This is a genomic window from Caballeronia ptereochthonis, from assembly GCF_001545075.1.
In the GTDB taxonomy this organism is placed as follows: Bacteria; Pseudomonadota; Gammaproteobacteria; order Burkholderiales; family Burkholderiaceae; genus Caballeronia; species Caballeronia ptereochthonis.
Genome location: NZ_FCOB02000010.1, coordinates 157,891 through 177,383 on the forward strand (window position 1 = coordinate 157,891; position 19,493 = coordinate 177,383).

At 61.7% G+C, this 19,493-nt stretch carries 19 protein-coding genes; 10 read left to right on the top strand and 9 right to left on the bottom strand.

What is annotated here, in order from left to right; translation table 11 throughout:
• The first annotated feature begins 71 nt into the window (after positions 1–71).
• Positions 72–1,487, top strand: a complete 1,416-nt coding sequence (locus AWB83_RS12960) for an aminotransferase-like domain-containing protein (RefSeq protein WP_087045821.1) — start codon at positions 72–74, stop codon at positions 1,485–1,487.
• A 355-nt stretch (positions 1,488–1,842) separates the two neighbouring features.
• Here the strand turns inward: AWB83_RS12960 and AWB83_RS12965 are convergent, their stop codons facing one another.
• Together AWB83_RS12965 and AWB83_RS12970 are read right to left on the bottom strand one after the other, a co-directional pair.
• Positions 1,843–3,078 (bottom strand): NADH:flavin oxidoreductase/NADH oxidase family protein, encoded by a 1,236-nt coding sequence (locus AWB83_RS12965; RefSeq protein ID WP_087045823.1) that lies wholly within the window; start codon positions 3,076–3,078, stop codon positions 1,843–1,845.
• Between the two features lie 183 nt (positions 3,079–3,261).
• On the bottom strand, positions 3,262–4,092 hold the full coding sequence (locus AWB83_RS12970) for an alpha/beta fold hydrolase (RefSeq protein ID WP_087045825.1): 831 nt from the start codon (positions 4,090–4,092) through the stop codon (positions 3,262–3,264).
• 348 nt (positions 4,093–4,440) lie between these two features.
• On the opposite strand from AWB83_RS12970, the gene AWB83_RS12975 reads away from it, so the two are divergent.
• The 5 genes from AWB83_RS12975 (at position 4,441) to AWB83_RS12990 (ending at position 7,935) form a co-directional block, all read left to right on the top strand.
• Positions 4,441–4,896 carry a MerR family transcriptional regulator gene (locus tag AWB83_RS12975; RefSeq protein ID WP_087045827.1) on the top strand — a complete coding sequence of 152 codons (456 nt, stop codon included), beginning with the start codon at positions 4,441–4,443 and terminating at the stop codon, positions 4,894–4,896.
• A 212-nt stretch (positions 4,897–5,108) separates the two neighbouring features.
• On the top strand, positions 5,109–5,411 hold the full coding sequence (locus tag AWB83_RS37715) for a hypothetical protein (protein WP_374729110.1): 303 nt from the start codon (positions 5,109–5,111) through the stop codon (positions 5,409–5,411).
• Positions 5,412–5,443: 32 nt separating this feature from the next.
• The gene (locus AWB83_RS37720) at positions 5,444–5,929 is read left to right on the top strand and encodes a hypothetical protein (RefSeq protein ID WP_374729104.1); all 486 of its coding nucleotides are present in this window, start codon (positions 5,444–5,446) and stop codon (positions 5,927–5,929) included.
• Positions 5,926–6,381, top strand: a complete 456-nt coding sequence (locus AWB83_RS12985; RefSeq protein WP_087045829.1) for a MerR family transcriptional regulator — start codon at positions 5,926–5,928, stop codon at positions 6,379–6,381. The genes AWB83_RS37720 and AWB83_RS12985 overlap by 4 nt, the downstream gene beginning before the upstream one ends.
• An 81-nt stretch (positions 6,382–6,462) precedes the next feature.
• Entirely contained in the window at positions 6,463–7,935 is a 1,473-nt protein-coding gene (locus tag AWB83_RS12990) for a coniferyl aldehyde dehydrogenase (RefSeq protein ID WP_087045945.1), read from the top strand.
• A gap of 156 nt (positions 7,936–8,091) precedes the next feature.
• Here AWB83_RS12990 and AWB83_RS12995 read toward each other — a convergent pair whose 3' ends face one another.
• The 7 genes from AWB83_RS12995 to AWB83_RS13025 form a co-directional block, all read right to left on the bottom strand.
• The gene (locus tag AWB83_RS12995) at positions 8,092–8,541 is read right to left on the bottom strand and encodes a MaoC family dehydratase (protein ID WP_244197707.1); all 450 of its coding nucleotides are present in this window, start codon (positions 8,539–8,541) and stop codon (positions 8,092–8,094) included.
• Between the two features lie 83 nt (positions 8,542–8,624).
• Positions 8,625–9,476, bottom strand: coding sequence for a sugar phosphate isomerase/epimerase family protein (locus AWB83_RS13000; protein ID WP_087045833.1), 852 nt, complete (start codon positions 9,474–9,476; stop codon positions 8,625–8,627).
• Positions 9,477–9,496: 20 nt separating this feature from the next.
• Positions 9,497–10,654 carry a dihydrodipicolinate synthase family protein gene (locus tag AWB83_RS13005; RefSeq protein ID WP_087045835.1) on the bottom strand — a complete coding sequence of 386 codons (1,158 nt, stop codon included), beginning with the start codon at positions 10,652–10,654 and terminating at the stop codon, positions 9,497–9,499.
• 38 nt (positions 10,655–10,692) lie between these two features.
• Complete coding sequence (locus AWB83_RS13010; RefSeq protein WP_087045837.1) at positions 10,693–11,550, bottom strand: shikimate dehydrogenase family protein; 858 nt, start codon at positions 11,548–11,550, stop codon at positions 10,693–10,695.
• Positions 11,547–13,151, bottom strand: coding sequence for an acyl CoA:acetate/3-ketoacid CoA transferase (locus tag AWB83_RS13015; RefSeq protein WP_087045838.1), 1,605 nt, complete (start codon positions 13,149–13,151; stop codon positions 11,547–11,549). Before AWB83_RS13015 ends, AWB83_RS13010 begins: the two co-directional genes overlap by 4 nt.
• A 73-nt stretch (positions 13,152–13,224) precedes the next feature.
• Complete coding sequence (locus AWB83_RS13020; RefSeq protein ID WP_087045840.1) at positions 13,225–14,568, bottom strand: MFS transporter; 1,344 nt, start codon at positions 14,566–14,568, stop codon at positions 13,225–13,227.
• Between the two features lie 103 nt (positions 14,569–14,671).
• Complete coding sequence (locus AWB83_RS13025) at positions 14,672–15,430, bottom strand: enoyl-CoA hydratase/isomerase family protein (RefSeq protein ID WP_087045842.1); 759 nt, start codon at positions 15,428–15,430, stop codon at positions 14,672–14,674.
• 140 nt (positions 15,431–15,570) lie between these two features.
• On the opposite strand from AWB83_RS13025, the gene AWB83_RS13030 reads away from it, so the two are divergent.
• The 4 genes from AWB83_RS13030 to AWB83_RS13045 all read left to right on the top strand — a co-directional run bounded on the left by AWB83_RS13030 (position 15,571) and on the right by AWB83_RS13045 (position 19,481).
• On the top strand, positions 15,571–16,416 hold the full coding sequence (locus AWB83_RS13030; RefSeq protein ID WP_244197708.1) for a TetR/AcrR family transcriptional regulator: 846 nt from the start codon (positions 15,571–15,573) through the stop codon (positions 16,414–16,416).
• A 113-nt stretch (positions 16,417–16,529) separates the two neighbouring features.
• A complete protein-coding gene (locus AWB83_RS13035; RefSeq protein ID WP_087045846.1) occupies positions 16,530–17,576 on the top strand; it encodes a Gfo/Idh/MocA family protein in 1,047 nt (348 codons plus the stop codon).
• Positions 17,573–18,388 (top strand): shikimate dehydrogenase family protein, encoded by an 816-nt coding sequence (locus tag AWB83_RS13040; RefSeq protein WP_087045848.1) that lies wholly within the window; start codon positions 17,573–17,575, stop codon positions 18,386–18,388. The genes AWB83_RS13035 and AWB83_RS13040 overlap by 4 nt, the downstream gene beginning before the upstream one ends.
• A gap of 64 nt (positions 18,389–18,452) precedes the next feature.
• Positions 18,453–19,481, top strand: a complete 1,029-nt coding sequence (locus tag AWB83_RS13045; protein ID WP_087045851.1) for a LacI family DNA-binding transcriptional regulator — start codon at positions 18,453–18,455, stop codon at positions 19,479–19,481.
• Positions 19,482–19,493: the final 12 nt, after the last annotated feature.

The following is a 19,493-nucleotide window of genomic DNA, read 5'->3' on the forward strand; positions in this document are numbered from 1 at the left end:
ACATCAAAAATGCTAACAATAATTCCCGCTCACACTCCGTCATCGCTCGCATTAATTCGTATCGCAAAGTAATGAAGCGATATCTTCAGCTGGTTGCGCAATTCCAAAAAGTGATCGCGGACGGCACGCTTGAGCCGGGCATGCGACTACCATCAGTGCGCCGGGCGAGCAGCTCATACTGCGTCAGCCCTTCAACGGTTTCCCATGCTTACTACGTCCTTGAACGATTGGGCCTGGTAATGGCGAGACCTAGAGCGGGGTATTTCGTTGCACGTCGGCCGGAGACGATGCAATCGATAACGTTGGCGTCGGGGCGCACTTTCGACGAGGTTGATGGAGACAGTTTAATCGTCCGCTTCATGAAGGCGCAGCGTCGTTGCAGACATCCGGGATTGGGTTCATCGGAGCCGAGTGCGCAATTGTTCCCGTTCGCCCGTCTCTCGCGCTCGTTGACGGTGGCGACCCGGAAGATGGCGCGTAGCCAGAACGTCTTGCCTGAAGGAAAGGCGGAAGAAGAGCTTCGCCGCCAGATCGCCCGGCGCTACATTGTCACCGGCGTTTCTGTTCATCTCGATGAGATTATTGTGACGAACGGATCTCTCGATGCGCTGACACTGTGCCTGCAAGTTCTCACGCGGCCGGGTGATACTATCGCAATAGAACGGCCGGCTTCTTATGTCGTGCAAGGCGTGGTTCGGCGCATGCATTTGAAGGCCGTGGAAATTCCAGTCGACCCGCAGTGCGGCCTCGATCTCGGGGCCTTAGCGGCTGCGTTGCGCCAGCATCCAGTGCGGGCTTGCTGGTTTATGACGACGCTACATCATCCGACTGGCGCGACACTTTCAGATACGCAAAAGAAAGCCCTCGTCAGCCTACTGACGAAACATGACGTGCCGCTGATCGAGGACGATGTTTTCCGTGAACTGCACTTTGGTTTGACAACTGCGTGTCCGGCCAAGCACTTCGATCCTAACGGCCTCGTGCTTCACTGCGGTTCGTTTTCAACGAGCCTCGCGCCGGGACTCCGCGTGGGTTGGGTCGCGGGAGGGCGTTACGCCGCGAGAATACAGCACAGCCGGATGCTGACAATGTCCTCGGCGTCCGTGCCCTCCCAATACGCAATTGCCGACTACCTCGAGCACGGCGACTACGACCGAGTTTTACGCAAGCTTCGTCGCGAACTGGCATCCCTTCAATACCAAATGGTGGCCGCCGTAGCCAAATATTTCCCCAAAGGTACGGCAGTTAGTCAGCCGCCCGGCGGATTTTTTCTATGGGTGGAGCTTCCGGAAGGCGTCGAAGCAGTTCAACTTTTCGAGACGGCGCAGAAGCACGACATCGCAATCGCGCCTGGGGCAATCTTTTCACGCAACCCCGAATTTCGCCGCCATATCCGACTTAACTACGGCCGTCCGTGGTCACCGGATGTGGAGAGGGAGATACGCACTTTGGGCATGTTGGTGGGGCGTGCAACGAAGTATTTGTGACGTTGCGCGGCAAGCCTCGGAGCAGCCCGTCTGCGACACCGGTCTCGATGGTTCCTCCTTCCATTCCCGGTCCGGTGCGCCGTTGGCGCTGGACGTGACGCAGATAACGATTGTGCGAATCATCACCGGTACACATCGGTTGCTCCCCGCCAGTTGGAACCCGCGCACGGCCCCTACCCTGCGCCCCAGCACGCAACGCAAGCATGGCAAAAAGCAAATCCCGACTCGCCCGGGCCGGCGCCCTATCGGATCAGGGGAGCGCTCGTCGAAACAGGTTGACCCTTTTTATCCTGCTCAACCGAGCGCTTGCGACCCACAGCGGTCTTCCGAACCAGTGGTTCGGAAGACCGCAGATTCAGGTTTTCTCTTGTCGGGCTATCCACCGCCGATATTTTCGGGCGCGACACGCCGTAGTCGCTTGCTGAACCAACAGGGCCCGCAACGGAGAGACCGTCGGATCTGTTCGTCTCCCCTTGCTCAATTTTCGAAGCTGAAATTTCACCGCCGCCATATTGGCCAGCGATGCCATGGCCTTGTTCTTCCAGCGAATGGGCGGCAACTCGGGCGCCGCCTCCTTTCCGAGCCGCCAATCGTTCGGCAACGCAGGATCGATGGCCAGAGCGGTACCGATTCCGACCATGTCCACGCCGCTCTCGATCACCTGGTCGGCGACTGCCTTGCGGCGAATACCGCCCGTGACCATCACTGGCATCCTCGCCACCTTGCGGATATCGCGAGCAAAATCGACGAAGTAGGCCTCGCGCGCGAGCGTACGACCGTCTCGCGCTTCGCCTTGCATGGCAGGAGCTTCATAGCTGCCGCCCGAGAGCTCGACGAGATCCACCTTCAAGTCATTGAGCATCATCACGACCTGTTTGGCGTCGTCCGCGCTGAAGCCCCCTCGCTGAAAATCTGCGGAGTTGAGCTTGACTGCAACCGCGAATCCAGCCGATACCACTTCGCGAACCGCCTTCACGATTTCCACCAGCAAACGAGCCCGGTTCTCCAGCGAGCCGCCCCACTCATCCGTTCGGTGGTTTGCGAGCGGCGAAAGAAACTGACTCAGCAGATAGCCGTGGGCGGCGTGAATCTCAACGCCGGTAAAGCCGGCCTGTTCGGCAAGCGCCGCGGTCTGTACGAAGCGTCCGATAACCTCCGTGATGCCCTCGGACGTCATCGCATGAGGGGTGTTGAAGTGCTTCGACATTCTTCCCAGTTCCAGGGGAACGGCTGAGGGCGCCCACGTCGGTTGCCCGAGATTTGCCGTCATCTGCCGGCCAGGATGATTGATCTGCAGCCAGAACTGCGCGCCTTTCGCTCGCCCGGTCTGGGCCCAACGCCTGAACTTGGCGAGTTGCCTGGCGTCTTCCAGGACGACGCCGCCGGGCCCGGTCATCGCTCGGCCATCGACCATGACGTTGCCTGAGATGAGCAGACCCGCACCGCCGTTGGCCCACGCCTCATAAAGACGGATCAGGTCATTGGATGGCCCTTGGTCCGCGTCCGCCATGTTCTCCTCCATCGCGGCCTTCGCGATGCGATTCGGAATGATGGAACCGTTGGGAAGATCGAGCTTGTCGAAAACGTTCATGTAGCACCTCACAATATTGAGCACCGACTTTAAGGTTAAAGTCAACTTTAATGTCAAGCGCTTTTCGGGCAAATGAGATGTCGACGGTTGGTGGCGTGCAGGAATGCCAGGCGCAGAATGACGAAAGGCCGCCCGAAGGCGGCCCATGTATTCCCGTGCGGCATAAACTGCTGCCGCAGACCGTCAGCTCTTGATGAACGCAAGCAGGTCCGCGTTGATGGTGTCCGCCTCGGTAGTCGGCATACCGTGCGGAAAGCCCTTGTAAGTCTTGAGGGTACCGTTCTTGACGAGCTTTGCAGAAAGGAGACCGGCGTCTTCGTATGGCACGACCTGATCGTCATCACCGTGCATCACCAGCACCGGGATCGTCGCGCCTTTCAGGTCTTCCGTGAAATCCGTCTGCGAAAACGCCACGATTCCATCATAGTGGGCCTTGGCGCTGCCCATCATTCCCTGCCGCCACCAGTTCCAGATGATCGGCTGCGAGGGCTTCGCGTCCGGACGGTTGTAGCCGTAAAATGGACCTGCCGGGACGTCGTAGTAGAACTGCGACCGGTTCGCGGCGAGTTGGGCCTGGAAATCGTCGAAGACCTCCTTGGGCGTTCCTCCCGGGTTCGCATCGGTCTTGACCATGAGCGGAGGGACTGCGCTGATCAGCACCGCCTTCGAAACGCGATCCTCGCCGTGGCGGGCGACATAGTGGATCACCTCGCCACCGCCTGTCGAGTGCCCGACGTGAACAGCCTTTTCGACGCCCAGTTTTTTTACGACCGCCGCGACATCGTCTGCGTAATGATCCATGTCATGTCCGTCCCATACCTGAGACGATCGCCCATGTCCCCGCCGGTCGTGCGCGACTACCCGATAACCCTGAGCGAGAAAGAACAACATCTGCGCATCCCAGTCATCTGCACTGAGCGGCCAGCCATGATGGAAGAAGATGACCTCGGCGTCCTTGGGACCCCAGTCCTTATAAAAGATTTCTACGTCGTCCTTCGTGGTGACATAACCCATGATCGCATCTCCAGAGTGATGTGTTTGATATCAATCGGTGTTGCGCCTGCTGGTCGCCTCGATTCCGCGTGGAGTTTATGCTCGACAGTGTAGGTATAAATAAGTCGCAGGTTGAGGACACGCGGGACATGCTGCTGCTCGATGCAACTGTCTGACGGATCCGTGGATCAACGAACGCGCTTCTCTGCTCGAAACGTCGAGTTCGCCTCGCCGCCGCTTTGAGGAGAGGAGGCAATGCGCAGTCTACCGACGAAGATGGCAGCGTCCGCGTCCAACGTCTGAAGTTGACCCGTCACTCACTGTAGGATTAAAGTGCACTTTAAGGTCAACCTTTTTTTAAAGTGCCACATGCGAATCGGTGAACTGGCGGAGCTGTCTGGCCTCACGGCTTCGCGCATCCGTTTTTACGAAGCGAGCGGACTCGTCAAGGCGGTGGAGCGAACCGCGAATGGCTATCGCGACTATTCGCCCGAGGCGGTGTCGATTCTGGCGATCATCGACAGTGCGCAACGCGCTGGCTTCTCTCTCGACCAGATCCGTCAACTGCTACCGGTAAGCAAAGGGTCGTGGGATCATGACGAACTGTTAAAGGCCCTCAGGCAGAAAGTCGCCGACATCGAAGAGATGCAAAAACGTCTGAAACAGAACAGGGCGAGCCTCCTGGTGGCAATTGAGAGCATTGAGAATCGGCCCATGGACCTGAACTGCACCGAGAGAACAAAGTGGGTGATGGGCAAGCTTTCCGAAAACGGAGTAGTACCGAAACCAAATAAGAAAACGCGTACAGGGAATGGTCGCACTTGAACATGTCGGAACCACAACGCGTTTGCTGCAATGCTTGACCTTGAAGTGGAGTTGAACCTTAGAGTGCTTCCTGTGGGAACAAGGCGCGCGTCGCGCGCCCCACTGGTCAACAGCGCTAAAGGTCAACTGGGATGGATAGGCGTCTTACGCAAGTCGAGTTCGGTGCGCAACGAGTCGAGGTCATAGAGGGTGGGTACTACGACCGCTACCGCATGAACCCGAACCTCGACGAAGTGGCCCGCGATCCGGCGGCGGGAAACATCGATTTTTTTCGCAGAATTCCGAAGCAGCAAGTCGCCTCGCGCGTGGGGCCGACGTGGGCACCAAACTTCTACTATCGTGCGAGCAGCATTCAACTGCTGCTTCTCGCACCGCTGGAGCGGCTTCGGGCCACCGTTCCGGTACCGCTCGAGCCCTTGCATGCGGTACCGGGACGCGGACTCGTTGCGCTCACTTTTTTTCGTATGCTGTCTGCGATAACGACCCATACGACGAAGTGTCCGTTGCAGTGGTGATTCGCCGGCCCAGTGCGCATGGATCGCATACTTTGGAACTGTTCGACTCGGTTCGCCGGCGCAATTTCTGCGCGCATGTGCTGGCGCTTCCTGTCACGACCGAAATCGCGAGAGTGCGTGGTGTTTATGGTTATCAGCTACCGAAGTGGCTTGCGGAGATCGACGTGAGCATCGAGTCTGATGTGACAGCGAGCATATCCGCATTGGGCGGAAAGCCAGATCTGTCTGTCAATGCCCCGCTTCCCGCCCTGCGTACGGTCGCGCCGCAATCGCACTTGGGTACCACGACGATGATCAACCGCATCGACGGCGAGTGGCATCAGACGCTGGTGCAGACAAATACGCTGACTTACGCCGAACGCTTTCTGCCGCGCAACGTTTCGTTGTTGCGTCATGGCGGCCCGCTCAGTCAACTACTGGATGGTCTCGGCGCCACGACCATACTGCGCCTGGATATTGTCAAGGATGCGCAAATCGTGCTGAACATGCCGACGCCGCTTGAAGCATCTAGGTCATGAGGATCGGCGAACTCTCCGAGCGCACCGGTATCGCCTGTTCCCGGATACGGTTCTACGAACGTATCGGTCTGTTGAAAGCGGTCACGCGTCAACCGAACGGATACAGAACTTATCCGCCGGAGGCTGAGTTCGCGCTTGACCTGATAACGGCAGCGCAGCAAGCCGGCTTTAGCCTCGACGAAATCGGCACGTTGCTGCCACCGGATCTGACGTGCTGGGAACACGGACTCCTGCTCGATAGACTGCGCCAGAAGGTCCTGGAAATCGAGGCACTTGAAGCGCGGATGGCGCAAAGCAAGGCGCATCTCTTGTCGCTGGTCGGTCAGATTGAGGGCAAGCCTCGAGGAATGGACTGCGCGACGAATGCAAGACGTGTCCTCACGCAAATGCGGAAGGGTATGGCCGCGGGCAGGCCGCCCACCGGCCGCTCCATGAAGAGCAAGCCTCAGTAACCGTGGAAGACGGGAGAAACGATCTGTGTTTTATTAACCAGGTTGACAGTGTCGACGCCGATCTGGTCCAGGAGCAAGACGATGAATGCATATGCTGAGCCGCCCCCGACCCGCTGCCTGACGAGCGTGCTCGATCAGCAAAGAAAAGCTTTTCTCAGCGAGCCGACACCGGATGTCGCGACACGCAGGACGCATTTGGCGAGATTGCGCCACGCTGTCCTCGCTTACCGCAGGGAAATGGAGACTGCGATAAGCGCCGACTTTGGGAACCGCTCACGACACGAAACGGGCATCATGGAACTGGTGAGCGTCATTCAGGCGATCGACTATCTGTCTCGCAAGCTGTCGCGCTTCATGAAACGTGAGCGGCGCCACGTAAGCTTCATCTACCAAGCTGGCCGAGCGTACGTGGAATATCAGCCGAAGGGCGTCATCGGCATCATGGCGCCATGGAACTATCCCATCGCACTGACCATGATTCCACTGGCAACGGCCATCGCGGCTGGAAACCGGGTGATGCTGAAGCCGTCAGAACTGACTCGACGCACGAGCGAGGTGATCCACCGGATGCTGTCGGAGATCTTCGCGCCGGAAGAGGTCGCGGTAGTGCTTGGTGGTCCGGAGGTCGGTGCCGACTTCAGCCACCTTGCGTTCGATCATTTGCTTTTCACCGGCAGCACGCAGGTCGGAAAGAAGGTCATGGAGGCGGCAAGCAAGCATCTCGTACCTGTGACGCTGGAATTAGGCGGAAAGAGTCCCGTCATCGTATCCCGCGGTCACATCAACCAACGGACCTTGAATAGCATCGTATTCGGGAAGCTATCCAATGGCGGTCAAACATGCGTGGCACCAGATTACGCGCTAGTTCACGAGGACGATCTCGATCGGTTTGTCCAGGCATACACGAACACCGTTGCCCGCTTCTATCCGGACGGGCCGACAAGCGACGATTACACGTCCATCGTGACCGACGGGCACTATGCCCGGCTTCTCAACCTCATTGGCGATGCCAGGCGGAAGGGGGCGAAGGTAATCGAGGGCGGGGTGACGCCTGAAAGGGCCGCAACGCGCACCCGGACCATCCCCCCGATCCTTATCACCGAGGCAAACGACGAGATGAAGGTCATGCAGGAAGAAATCTTTGGGCCGATTCTGCCTGTCCGCACTTATCGCACCATTGATGAAGTCATCGACTACGTGAACGCCCGACCTCGGCCGCTCGCCCTTTACTACTTCGGATCAGACATCGTTGAGCGCGACGCTGTGCTGATGCGAACTACTTCTGGCAACGTCGGCGTGAACAATACGATCATGCACGTGGCCCAGGACGACCTCCCTTTCGGTGGCATCGGTCCAAGCGGAATGGGCGCCTATCACGGTATTGAGGGATTTCGGGCAATGAGCCACGCCAAAGGCGTGTTTGTCCAAGGTCACTGGAGCCTGGCAAGGTTGCTTCACGCTCCCTTCGGAAAACTGGCCGAGTTCGCACTCGCAACAACATTGCGAAGGCCGGGCAAGAATGTTGGAGACCGCAACTTCGTTTTAGGGCGTTAGTCGCCGCGACGGGTGGGCTTGCTCAATACCTCCGCATATCCATGAAGCATCCGACCCGGGGGCGGTTCTCCAAACCACAGTGACCAGAATGGCTGCTTCTGAGGGTAAGGAGCCTCCGAAAAATCGACGAACGTACCGAACGGTTAAAATAAGACACTAAGCTCGATTTGCCATCAGCAGTAGCGTTTCGCCATCCTGCACGACATCCCCACGTTGATTCAGCACGCTCAGCTTGAGCGTTGCGATTCCCCGGTCGATGCGTTTCGTCACGCGCTTGCCGACGACTTCGATGTCGACCTGAATCCGGTCGCCAATCAGAAGCGGCGCCCGGAACGACCAGTTCCAGCTCAATGTCGCAAGTGCGCTCATGCGGACCGGAGAGCGCGTCTTCAGGCCGTCGGTGAGTGCCAGGCCAAGCAGTCCGTGCGCGATCCGGCCGGGAAATCCCGCCTGCTGCGCGGCGACGTCGTCGAGATGGATGTCGTACATGTCGCCCGAGACGCCGGCGAAATTGACGATGTGCGCTTCCGTCACCGTCATGCCGGACGTGGCGAAATGATCTCCTATCTCGATGTCATTCAGGTCATACATGCCCGGCGCAAGCAAACGGCCCCGCCGTACGGAGTGACCATCGTTCTGTAATTGCGTCATGTTCCTCTCTCCTTGTGCCTGTCTCGATTCAACCGCCTTCAACAAACCAATTGCAACCTCTGCGCGCACACCGACAGCAGTTCGTCCGGCTGCACCTTCCACCAACGGTCACGTGAAAACAACTCGACTTCCACCATGCCGTCATATCCGGCTTCCTCCATCCGGTGACGAAAGTGCTTCAGATCCACGACGCCATCGCCCATCATGCCGCGGTCCATCAACATGTCTTTCGTGTCAGCGAGCCAGTCTGAGACGTGATAAGCCAGTATCCGACGCGCTCGGCCAGCATCGACGATGGACTCGGACAGCAGCGGGTCCCACCAACAGTGATAGATATCGATGGCGATACCCAGAATCGACGGATCGTCCGGCGCGATCGCCTCGCACAGCGCGAGCGCCTGGCCAATCGTGTTGACGACCGAACGGTCCGCCGCATACATCGGATGCAAAGGTTCGATCGCGAGCGCAATCCGCAGCTTCCGGGCCTCTGCGAGCAACTGAGCAATGCCCTCCTCGACCTGCGTTCGCGCGCCAGCGAGATCGCGCGAGCCCGCACTCACGCCGCCCACGACCATCACGAAACAGCGCGCATCGACTTCCGCCGCGTCGTGCAGCGCCTTGATGTTGTTGTCGATGCTCGCGCGCCGCTCCGCGTTCGTCGCGCCGGTCAGATAAGTCGAGCGGCAGTAACCGCTTACCGTGAGTTGCAGCGCCCGAAGCTGACGCGCCACGGCGGACGCCCCGATCGCCTCGACCTCATGCCGCCACGGCGCCACACCGCCGAACCCCGCACGCGCTATGCGGTCCAGCGTGACATCGAGCGGCTCGCGATGCCCGAGCGTCGCGGTGTTGATCGCGCACCGATGCAGCCTGTTCTCGAGAGATTCCATTCAGGTCTCCTCGTTGCTGGTCATCGCCCGAACGTTTGCATGACGAGCCGCATGCGCTGCACCGCGAGATCGGGATCGCGCAGCAGATTCGCCCTATCGGCAAGGCGGAAGACCTCCGCCAGATAAAGCGGAGGACGCGCACCGTGATGACCGCCGGGCATGAAGAAATGCGGCTGAAATCCGTTCAGGTACGCGAGAAAAACCACGCCCGTCTTGTAGTACTGTGTCGGCGCGCGAAAGATGTGACGCGAGAGCGCCACGGTGGGCTGCAATACGCGCTCGTAGCGTGCGAGATCGCCGGCGGCAAGTGCGGCAAGCGCCTGAGAAGCGGCCGGTGCGATCGCATCGAATATGCCAAGCAGCGCGTGCGAATAGCCTTGCTCATCGCCCTTGATGAGCGACGGGTAGTTGAAATCGTCGCCGGTGTACATCCTGACGCCTTCTGGCAGGCGGCGTCGGAAGGCAATCTCCCTGGCATCGTCGAGCAACGATATCTTGATGCCGTCGATCTTGCGCGCGTTCTCCTCGATGACGGCGAAGCACGCGTCGGCTGCTTCGTCGAGATTGTCGCTGCCCCAGTAGCCTTTAAGTTCCGGATCGAACATGTCGCCGAGCCAGTGCAGTATCACGGGCTTTTCGCACATCGCGAGCACCTCGCGGTACACGCGCAGATAGTCGTCGTGATGCCGGGCCACGCGGGCCAGCGCGCGGCTTGCCATCAGGATCACCTGACTGCCGGTTCGCTGAATCGCTTCGAGTTGCATGGCATAGGCGCGGATGACGTCGTCGCACGAAGAGGCCTGATGCGCGGGCAGATGATCGGTGCCGCAGCCCGACGCGATTCGCGCACCGGGCAGATCGCGCGTTTCGTGCATCGTGCGCTCGACGAGTTCGCGCGCGGTCTCCCACGTGAGGCCCATGCCGCGCTGCGCGGTATCCATCGCTTCGGCGATGCCGAGCCCCTGGCCGATCAGATAACGCCGGTATTCGATGGTGCGCGCCCAGTCGAGCGCGGCCGGCTGGTTCAGCTCGCCGCTCTGAAACGGATCGGCCACGACGTGCGCCGCCGAATACGCGATGCGGTTGAAGGGCGCACCCGCCGGCGCGCCGCTGATCGGGTCGCCTTTGAGCGTGTAGTTTTCGAACGCGCCGGAAGCGGTCGGAAGAACGATATGCATGGTAGTGAAGGCGAAAGGTGTCGGTCGCGCGGCGTCGCTCAGACGCGCGCGTCGGAAAAGCAGGAAAACGATGCGGGCATGTCGAGGCCGAAGAAATCCGCGAACGCCGCGAGTTGTCCTTCGATCATCGGCCGTCCGTTGGTCGCGCGGCAGCCGCACTGCCGCGCGTGTTTCAGGAGCGGAGTTTCGGCGGGCGTCATGATGATGTCGACGACCTGCAACGCGGCCGGAAACGCTCCGAAGGAAGCCGGCATGCCGTCGCCCGGCTTCATTCCGACGGGCGAGCAGTTGACGAGCAGGTCCGCGCCCGCGACGTTGGCCGGATCGACATCGACCTTCGCCGCACGGCGGGGGTAGAAGTGATTCAGGCGCGCCGACAGCTGCTCGGGCAACTCGCGTTGTGGATCGCTCAGCGCAATGCTTGCCGCGCCCGCCTCCGCCAGCGCATGTGCCACGGCCGCGCCGGCGCCGCCCGCGCCGAGCTGCTTCACGTGCTTGCCGCGCACGGCGAAGCCGAGCCGCGTCAGTCCGTGCACGAGGCCGGTGCCGTCGAACATGTCGCCGAACCACGTTCCATCCGGCTGTTGCCTCATCACGTTGATCGCCCCGACGCGGCGAGCCGTGTCCGACATCGCGTCGACCATCGACATCGCCCGGACCTTGTGCGGCACGGTGACGACAAGGCCGTCGAGGTTGTCCAGCGCCTGTAGCCCGGCGACGGTCGGCTCGAACACGTTCACCGGCACATCGAACGGCAGGCAGACCGCGTTGACGCCGCCGGCGTCGAACAGCGCATTCATCAGTTGCGGCGTCTTCACCTGGGTCACCGGATTGCCGACGATGCCAAAGAGCCGCGTGAATCCGTCGATGCGATCGGCGTGTGGTTCGCGCCTCACGGCTGACGCTCCACGAGCGCAGCCAGACGCGGATGCCGCGGCCAGCCCTGCGACGCCATGTCGGCGTCGAGGCCCATCGGCTCGGGACGGAACAGACGCGCGTCCATCAGCTTGAGATCCGACGAGATGACCGGCCGGAACGCCATGTGTTCGAGCACGTCGCGTTCGAGATCGATGCCGGGCGCGATTTCGATCAGTTCCAGCGCGCCGTCGATGGCGCGGAACACCGCCCGTTCCGTGACAAAGAGCGTGGTCTGATTGCGCTCCCGGGCGTAAGGCCCGCTATACGACACCTGCTGCAGTTTCGATACGAACTTGCGGTGCGCGCCCTCCTTAAGGATCTGAAGTCTGTCGCCTTCACACGCCACCTGCAGGCTGCCTGCCGTGAACGTGCCCCCGAAGACCATCTTGCGAGCGTTCTGGCTGATGTTGACGAAGCCGCCCACGCCGATGAGCTTGTTCGCGAAGCGGCTGATATTGACGCTGCCCTGCGCGTCGATCTCCACGGCAGAGAGAAACGCGATGTCGATGCCCCCGCCATCGTAGAAATCGAACTGGTACGGCATGTCGACGATCGCGCTGTAATTGCGCGCGGCGCCGGCATCGAGTCCGGCGGCGGGCGCGCCGCCGATCAGCCCCTGCTCGTTGGTGAGGACGATGTGATGCAGCACGTCCTCTTCGGCGGCGACCAGCCCGATGCCCGTGCAGACACCCGAGCCCACGTTGCAGACCGCGCCGACGCGCAGTTCCATCGCGAGACGCCGCGCGATGATCTTGCGTTCGTCGAGCGGCAGGCGCGGAAAGCCGCCGAGCGGAATACGCATCTCGCCTGTAAACGCCGGGTCATAGGCCGTTTGATACGTCACCGGCTGATCGGCCTGGACAACCACCGCGTCGACGAGCATGCCGGGAATCTTCACCGACTTGGCGGGCAAGGTGCCACGCTTCGCGAGCCGCTTGACCTGCACGATCACGAGGCCGCCGTTGCGCTTGGTCGCCTGCGCCATCGAGAGCATGTCGCCGAACACGGCCTCGTGCTCCATCGATACGTTGCCGTCCTCGTCCGAAGTCGTTCCGCGCAGGAACGCGACGTCCACTTCGAACGGCTTGTAGAACAGCCACTCGCGGCCTTCGAGCTCGATCAGGCTGACGAGCCTGTCGTCGCTCGGCGCACCCTGAAGGCCACCGTCGTTGCGTGGATCGACGAAGGTATGCAGTCCGACGTGACTGATGAGCCCCGGCCGGCCCGCGGCCATCTCACGCGTAAGCTGCGAGAGCGCGCCCTGCGGCAATGTCCACGCTTCGATCTCCTTGTTCAGCGCCATTTGCGCGAGCGGCGGCGAATCGACCAGCGTGCCGCACACGACGCGCTTGAGAAGACCCGCATGCGCGAGACGGGACGCGCCGCGCTCGCCGCGATCGCCGAGACCGACCGGATGCACCGAGGTCAACTGACGCGGCTCGCCTTGCGCGAGAAAGCGCCGCTCCAGCGCCTCGATCAGCGCCTCCGGCACTGCGTGTCCGCTTCCCGATCCGCCGATCATCAAGGTGTCGCCATCTTTCAGCAGGGATGCAGCCTGGTCGGCGGTCAAAATTTGCATGTTCTCTTCTCCGGTTCTGTCTGTTTATGCGTGCGCGATGCGCTTTGTCAGGCCATCGCGATCTTTCGAGGTCTCACACCGCCGAGCGCGGCTCCTGGAACACGGGATGATCGTCCCGATGGCGCGAGAGCTGCTTGCCGATCAGCGCCGCGATCAGGGTGAGCAGGCAGAAGACGGCCAGGAACATCATCACGTAGGTAGGCTTGCCGTTCGCATAGGCGACGAGCGCCGTCGCGATGAACGGCGTCGGCCCGCCTATCAGCGCGCCGGAAAACTCGCGGCACATCGCGATGCCGGAGAAGCGATACTGCGTCGGAAACAGATTCGACAGGAACGCGCCCTGCGCGCCGCACGTGCAACCCCAACTGATTCCGTAGACCGCGCTCATCGCGATCGTGGCGAGCACGACGTCCTTCGAATCGATCGCATGGAACAGCGGCCACACGAGCGCGAGCGCGATCAGCGCGCCGGCCGCGAAAATGTTGCCGCTGCCGTACTTGTCGGCGAGCATGCCGCCGACGGGCGCGCAAAAGAGCGAGAAGCCCAGCGCGATGATCAGTACGAGGAGACTGTCCGACTTGGCCATGCCCACCGTGTTGGTCATGTAGCTCAGCGCAAAGGTGTTGAGCACGTAGCTGAGCGCCTGATGGCCTCCCATCGCGAAGAAACCGCACAGCAGTTCGCGCCGGCTGTTGCGAAACAGGTCCGCGACGGGCACCTTCTCCGCTTTGGCCTTCTCACTTGCCTTCTCCATCGCGGCGACGTATTCGGGCGTTTCGTCGAGTTTCGAACGGATGTAGATCGCGACGCCGAACAACGCGAGCGACAGGATGAACGGCACGCGCCACGCCCAGGTGAACAGGATGTCTTCCGGCACGTACGAGATCATCAAGAACGTCGCGATCGCGATCATCACGCCGAAATTGGTGGCGGCATTCGGAATCGATGTGAAGAACGCGCGCCGGCTCGGCGGCGTGTACTCGGCGATCAGCGTGATCGCGCCGGCCAATTCGGCGCCCGCGCCGAAGCCCTGCATCATGCGCAGCAGCACCAGCAGGATCGGCGCGAGCACGCCTACCTGCTGCCAGGTCGGCAATATCCCCAGCCCTACTGTGGCCGCGCCCATGATCGTCACGCAAAATACGAGAGCCGGCTTGCGGCCGTATTTATCGCCGATGTGGGAAATGACGATGCCACCGAGCGGCCGGATGATGAAGCCCACCGCGAATGTCGCGAAAGCGGCTAGCGTGCCGGCCAGCGACGACAAGTGCGGAAAGAACAGCTTGTTGATGATGAGGCCCGACGCCGCCGCATACAGCCCATAGTCATACCATTCGATGATGGTGCCGAGCGTTGACGCGAACACGGCGCGTCGGATGTTCCTGCGGTCTGCCTTCTGCGCGTGCGCTGCTTGCATGGCGCTGTCTCCTGCTTCTCTTTTGATTTTGCGCGACACCGCGTTGCTACGGTGTCCGTTGACGGAATCCGCTCGTCGCGAGCGGCTCGGCTGACTGGCTGAATCAGGATCGGCTCGTGCGGCTGCCGAACGCGTCGGCGCCCTCCTCGTAATTGCCCGAGGCGAAGCAGAGCGACGTCAGCTCGTTCTCGTAGCGAATGCCCTGTTCGACGCTCATCGAGAGCGACGCGCGCACGGCAGCCTTGACCGACTGCGTCGCGATCGGGCTGAACTCGGCCATCCTTCGGCACAGGGCCATCGCGGTTTCGACGACGGCCGCATCCGCGACCACCATCTCGACCAGACCGATGCTGTGCGCCTCGTTCGCATCGATCGTGTCGCCCGTCAGCAGGAGGCGCATCGCCTGTCCATAACCGACGAGGCGCGGCAGCATCTGCGAAGCACCGCCGCCGCCCACCCAGCCGCGCACCACCTCGGGCGCGCCGAACTTTGCGCTCTGCCCCGCGACGCGAACGTCGGCGCCGAGCATCATTTCGAGGCCACCGCCGAGCACCCATCCCTTCAATGCCGCGACGACGGGCTTCGTGAAGTCGCGAATCACCATCGCGTAATCGGTCCGGGCGCGAAATTCCCATGCCGTGCGATACGTCTTCAGCGTGTGGAGATCGCTTCCGGCGCTGAATGCGCGTTCGCCTTCGCCGCGCAGCAACACGGCGCGAATCGCGTCGTCGAGCTCGATGTCCTGCCGGATGCCGACCAGTGTCTGCGTCATTCCGGGCGTCATCGCGTTCATTTTCTCCGGGCGGTCGATGACGATCTCAGCCACCGCGCCGTGCCGCCGCAACTTCACGTATTCCTGCATTTCGCCTCCTGTTTTTCGCCTGCGACCGCAGTCGCGTCCTATTCGAGCTTTCCCTTATACTTACTTACTAGTAAGTAGCTTTTGCAGGACATTAGCACCATAGTCGGAAGTCAGGCAACGAAATTTTGAGGATGAGACAAATGGCACGCGCGCAGACGTTTGCGGGAAAATCGAAGGCACGATCGACGGACGGGGGTCGTGTAAAATCAGCCGCGCAAAAGTGCCGGAGCAGGAGCAGTGAGCGCCGCGCACGCCCGTCCGCACTATCCGCATTCGATGCTTCGCCCCGCATGAGGCCAAGTTCCCACTCCGATCCTCGCCGAGGTGAAACGTTGAGCCAGAACGACAAAACCGACAAAACCAGTTCCGCGCCGAAGAAGTCCGCGATGTACGACAGCATCAAGGACCTGGCCAAGAGGCTCCTGGTCGCGCACGGCTATCACAAGACGACGTTCGGCGTGATCGCCAAGGAACTGGGCGTCACCACGACCAACATCCACTATCACTTCGGCAACAAGAACAGCCTCGTCGAGGAAGTGGTGAAGGATTACGTGGCCGGGGCCATCGCTGGGCAGAAAAAGATCTGGCTCGACGAGACGATGTCGCTTCAGGAAAAAGTGCAGGCGGAAATCGCGTATAACCGCACTCTTTACCGCAAATACAATCCCGGCGGCCGGACGCGCAAACCGTGGAGCCTGATCGGACGTCTGCGCCTCGAAGGCGATGTCCTGACCGACGAGGCCCGCGCCGCGCTCGCGGGTTTCACGACCGAAATTCACGGGGCGATCGAAAGCGCCGTCGAACACGCGAGCCGCAGCGGCGAACTGAAACGCGATACGCCGAAAGAAGACCTGATCTTCCTGCTGACTCATCTGGTCGACAGTCTGTCGGTGTTCGCGCAGGACGCGGGCGGCTTCGAGCGCGTCGAGCAGTTCATGAACTCGTTCTCCCGCGTGGTGCTGGCGAAGTACACCAATACGAAGTGAGCGGGCGCAGTCCCGTTTCACCGTGTAGCAACAACGCCCGACGATCCGAAAACATCACTGTACTCTGGACAATTAGATCGATCTACTTTATTGTCACCTGACGGAGACAATGTATGAACGAGACCGGCTTCAACATCGCCGTGGTAGGCGCGGGCATGGCATCCGCGCCGCATCTGGCGAGCCTTCTTGAATTGCGGGATCGCGTGACCGTGCGCCACGTCGTCGCGCGTTCCGGGGAGCGGGCGGGCGCTTTCGCCCGGCAATTGCCGCACGCGCGCGTGACGCTGGATCTCGCGACCGCGCTCGAAGACGAACACGTCGACGGCGTGCTGTTGCTGACGCCGCCCAACACGCATCTCGAACTCGGCGCGAAGGTCGCGGCGGCGGGCAAACATCTGCTGGTCGAAAAGCCGATCGATGTCACGACTTCCCGCGCGCGCGAGCTCGTCGCGGCATGTGAGCGACGCGGCATCGTCGCAGCGGCGGTGCTGCAGCACCGGACGCGCGAGGCATCGCGCAAGCTGCGGCAGTTGCTCGACGCGCGCGCGCTCGGCGAAATCCACAGCGCGAGCATCGCCGTCCCCTGGTGGCGCCCGCAGTCCTATTATGACGAACCCGGACGTGGCACCCTCGCCCGTGACGGCGGAGGCGTGCTGATGACACAGGCCATCCACACGCTGGACCTGTTTCTGTGGCTAGTCGGCCGCCCGGACGAAGTCTTTTCGTACGCGATAACCAGCCGCGCGCACAGCATGGAATGCGAGGACACCGTGGCGGGGACGATGAAATATCGAAGCGGTTGCGTCGCATCGCTGCACGCCAGCACAGCCATCTTCCCAGGCTTTGCCGAAAGCATCCAGATCAGCGGCAGCAATGGCAGCGCCACGCTCAGCGGCGGCAGGCTTACCGTGCACTACGCGGACGGCTCCGTGCTCGATGAAGGTGAAACGGCTTCGCTCGGTTCGGGCGCAAACCCGATGGCCTTCTCTCACCACGCGCACCAGGCCGTCATCGCCAATTTCATCGACGCCGCCACGCACGGAGCCGAGCCGGTCGCCTCGCTGCGCAGCGCCCTGGACGTCCACCTGTTGATCGACGCGCTGATCGCGTCGTCCGTCAATCGTCAACCCATGCCCGTCAACCCAGGTTCGCCATCGTGACTTCCGTATTGAATGCCGCGGTCGCCGGAGACACTCGCCTGTTCGCCATCGTCGGCGATCCGATCGCGCAAGCGCGTTCGCCGCTGGTTTTCAATGACATCTTCCAGCGCATGAGCGTAAATGCGGTGCTGGTGCCGATGCAGATTCCGGCCGCATCGCTCGACACGGCGATCGCCGGGCTGAAGACGATCGGCAACCTCGATGGCATCGTCGTCACGGTGCCGCACAAAATATCCATGACCGGTCTCGTCGACCGGCTGCTGCCCATCGCGCGCAAAGTGGGCGCCATCAACTGCATGCGCCGCGCCGAATCCGGCGAGTGGATCGGCGAGATGTACGACGGCGAAGGCTTCACGCGCGGACTGCGCAAACAGGGCCACGAGCCTCGCGGCATGTCGGTGTTCCAGGCCGGCGCCGGCGGAGCCGGAAAGGCGCTGGCGCATGCGCTGGCCAGCGCGAGCGTGAAATCGCTGCAATTGATCGACGTGGACCGGGCGAAGCAGGACGCGCTGATCGCGGAGCTCGCGCAGGCCTATCCGGAGCTGAACGTCTCGGCCGGGAGCGCCGAACCCGAGGGCGTCGATATGGTCGTCAACGCCACGCCCTGCGGCATGGCGGGTGGCGATCCGCTGCCGTTCAACATCGACCGGCTGGACCGTCGTGCGCTGGTGGCGGACATCATCATGAAGCCGGAACGGACCCCGTTGCTGCGTCAAGCGGAAGAACGCGGCCACCGCATACATCTGGGGCGCCACCTGCTGGAGAATCAGGCGGAAATCGTCGCCGAGTTCTTCGGCTTCAAACCGATCTGACCGGAAACGGGGCCTTGCGTCGGATTCGGATACACTCCGGGCATACGACTCATCGACCGTTCCAATGACCCGAGGCAAATCAGGTTCTCCCGTCACACTGCTGGATATCGCCAACGATCTTGGCCTGTCCAGAGCAACGGTCTCGCTCGTGCTGCGCAACAGCCCGCGCATCTCCGAAGCCACGCGGGAGCGCGTGCTGGAAGCCTTCAAGCGCAAAGGCTACGTCTACAACCGCCACGCGGCGGGCATGCGCAGCAATCAGACGAACACCGTGGGCGTCGTCGTCAACGACATCGCCAACCCTTACTTCAGCATGCTGGTGCGGGCCATCGAGGCCAGCCTCAGCACGCAGGGATTCGTCACGCTGCTCGGCAATACCGACGAATCGCTCGAACGGCAAAGCCGCTTTCTCGACACCGTGCGGCAGCACAACATCGACGGCCTCATCGTCTGTCCGACCGAATCGACCACCGCCGCGCAGATGCGCCAGGTGCTTGCGTGGGGGATTCCGTGCGTGTTCGCATCGCGCTATGTCGCCGGGCTTCAGGCCGATTACGTCGGCGTGGACAATCGCCGCGGCATGGCGCTCGCGACCTCGCATCTGATTTCGCTCGGCCATCGACGCATCGCGATGATCGGCGGCATCATGCGCGCCTCCACCGGCAGCGACCGGGCCGAGGGCTATCGCGAGGCACTGCGCGCCGCGAAGATCAAGCTCGACGAGCGCCTGCTCGTGCCTTCGCCGCTGACGCGTCACGACGGCAAGCGCATCATCACCGAACTCCTCAACCTGAAGAATCCGCCGACGGCCGTGGTGTGCGGCAACGACATCGTCGCCTTCGGCGTGATGCTCGGTCTGCGCGCCCACGGCATCGAGCCCGGCGCCGACTTCGGCGTCGTGGGCTTCGACGACGTACCCGAAGCCGCGCTCTGGGAGCCGCCGCTCACCACGGTCCAGGTCTTGCAGGACGACATCGGCCGCGCCGCCGCCGACCTGCTACTCAAGCGCATGACGGAGCCGTCGCGCACGCCCACGCGCATCGTCTCCGAGCCCGTGCTGGTCATACGCAGCACCTGCGGCGCGCGCAAATAACCGTTCAAGCCT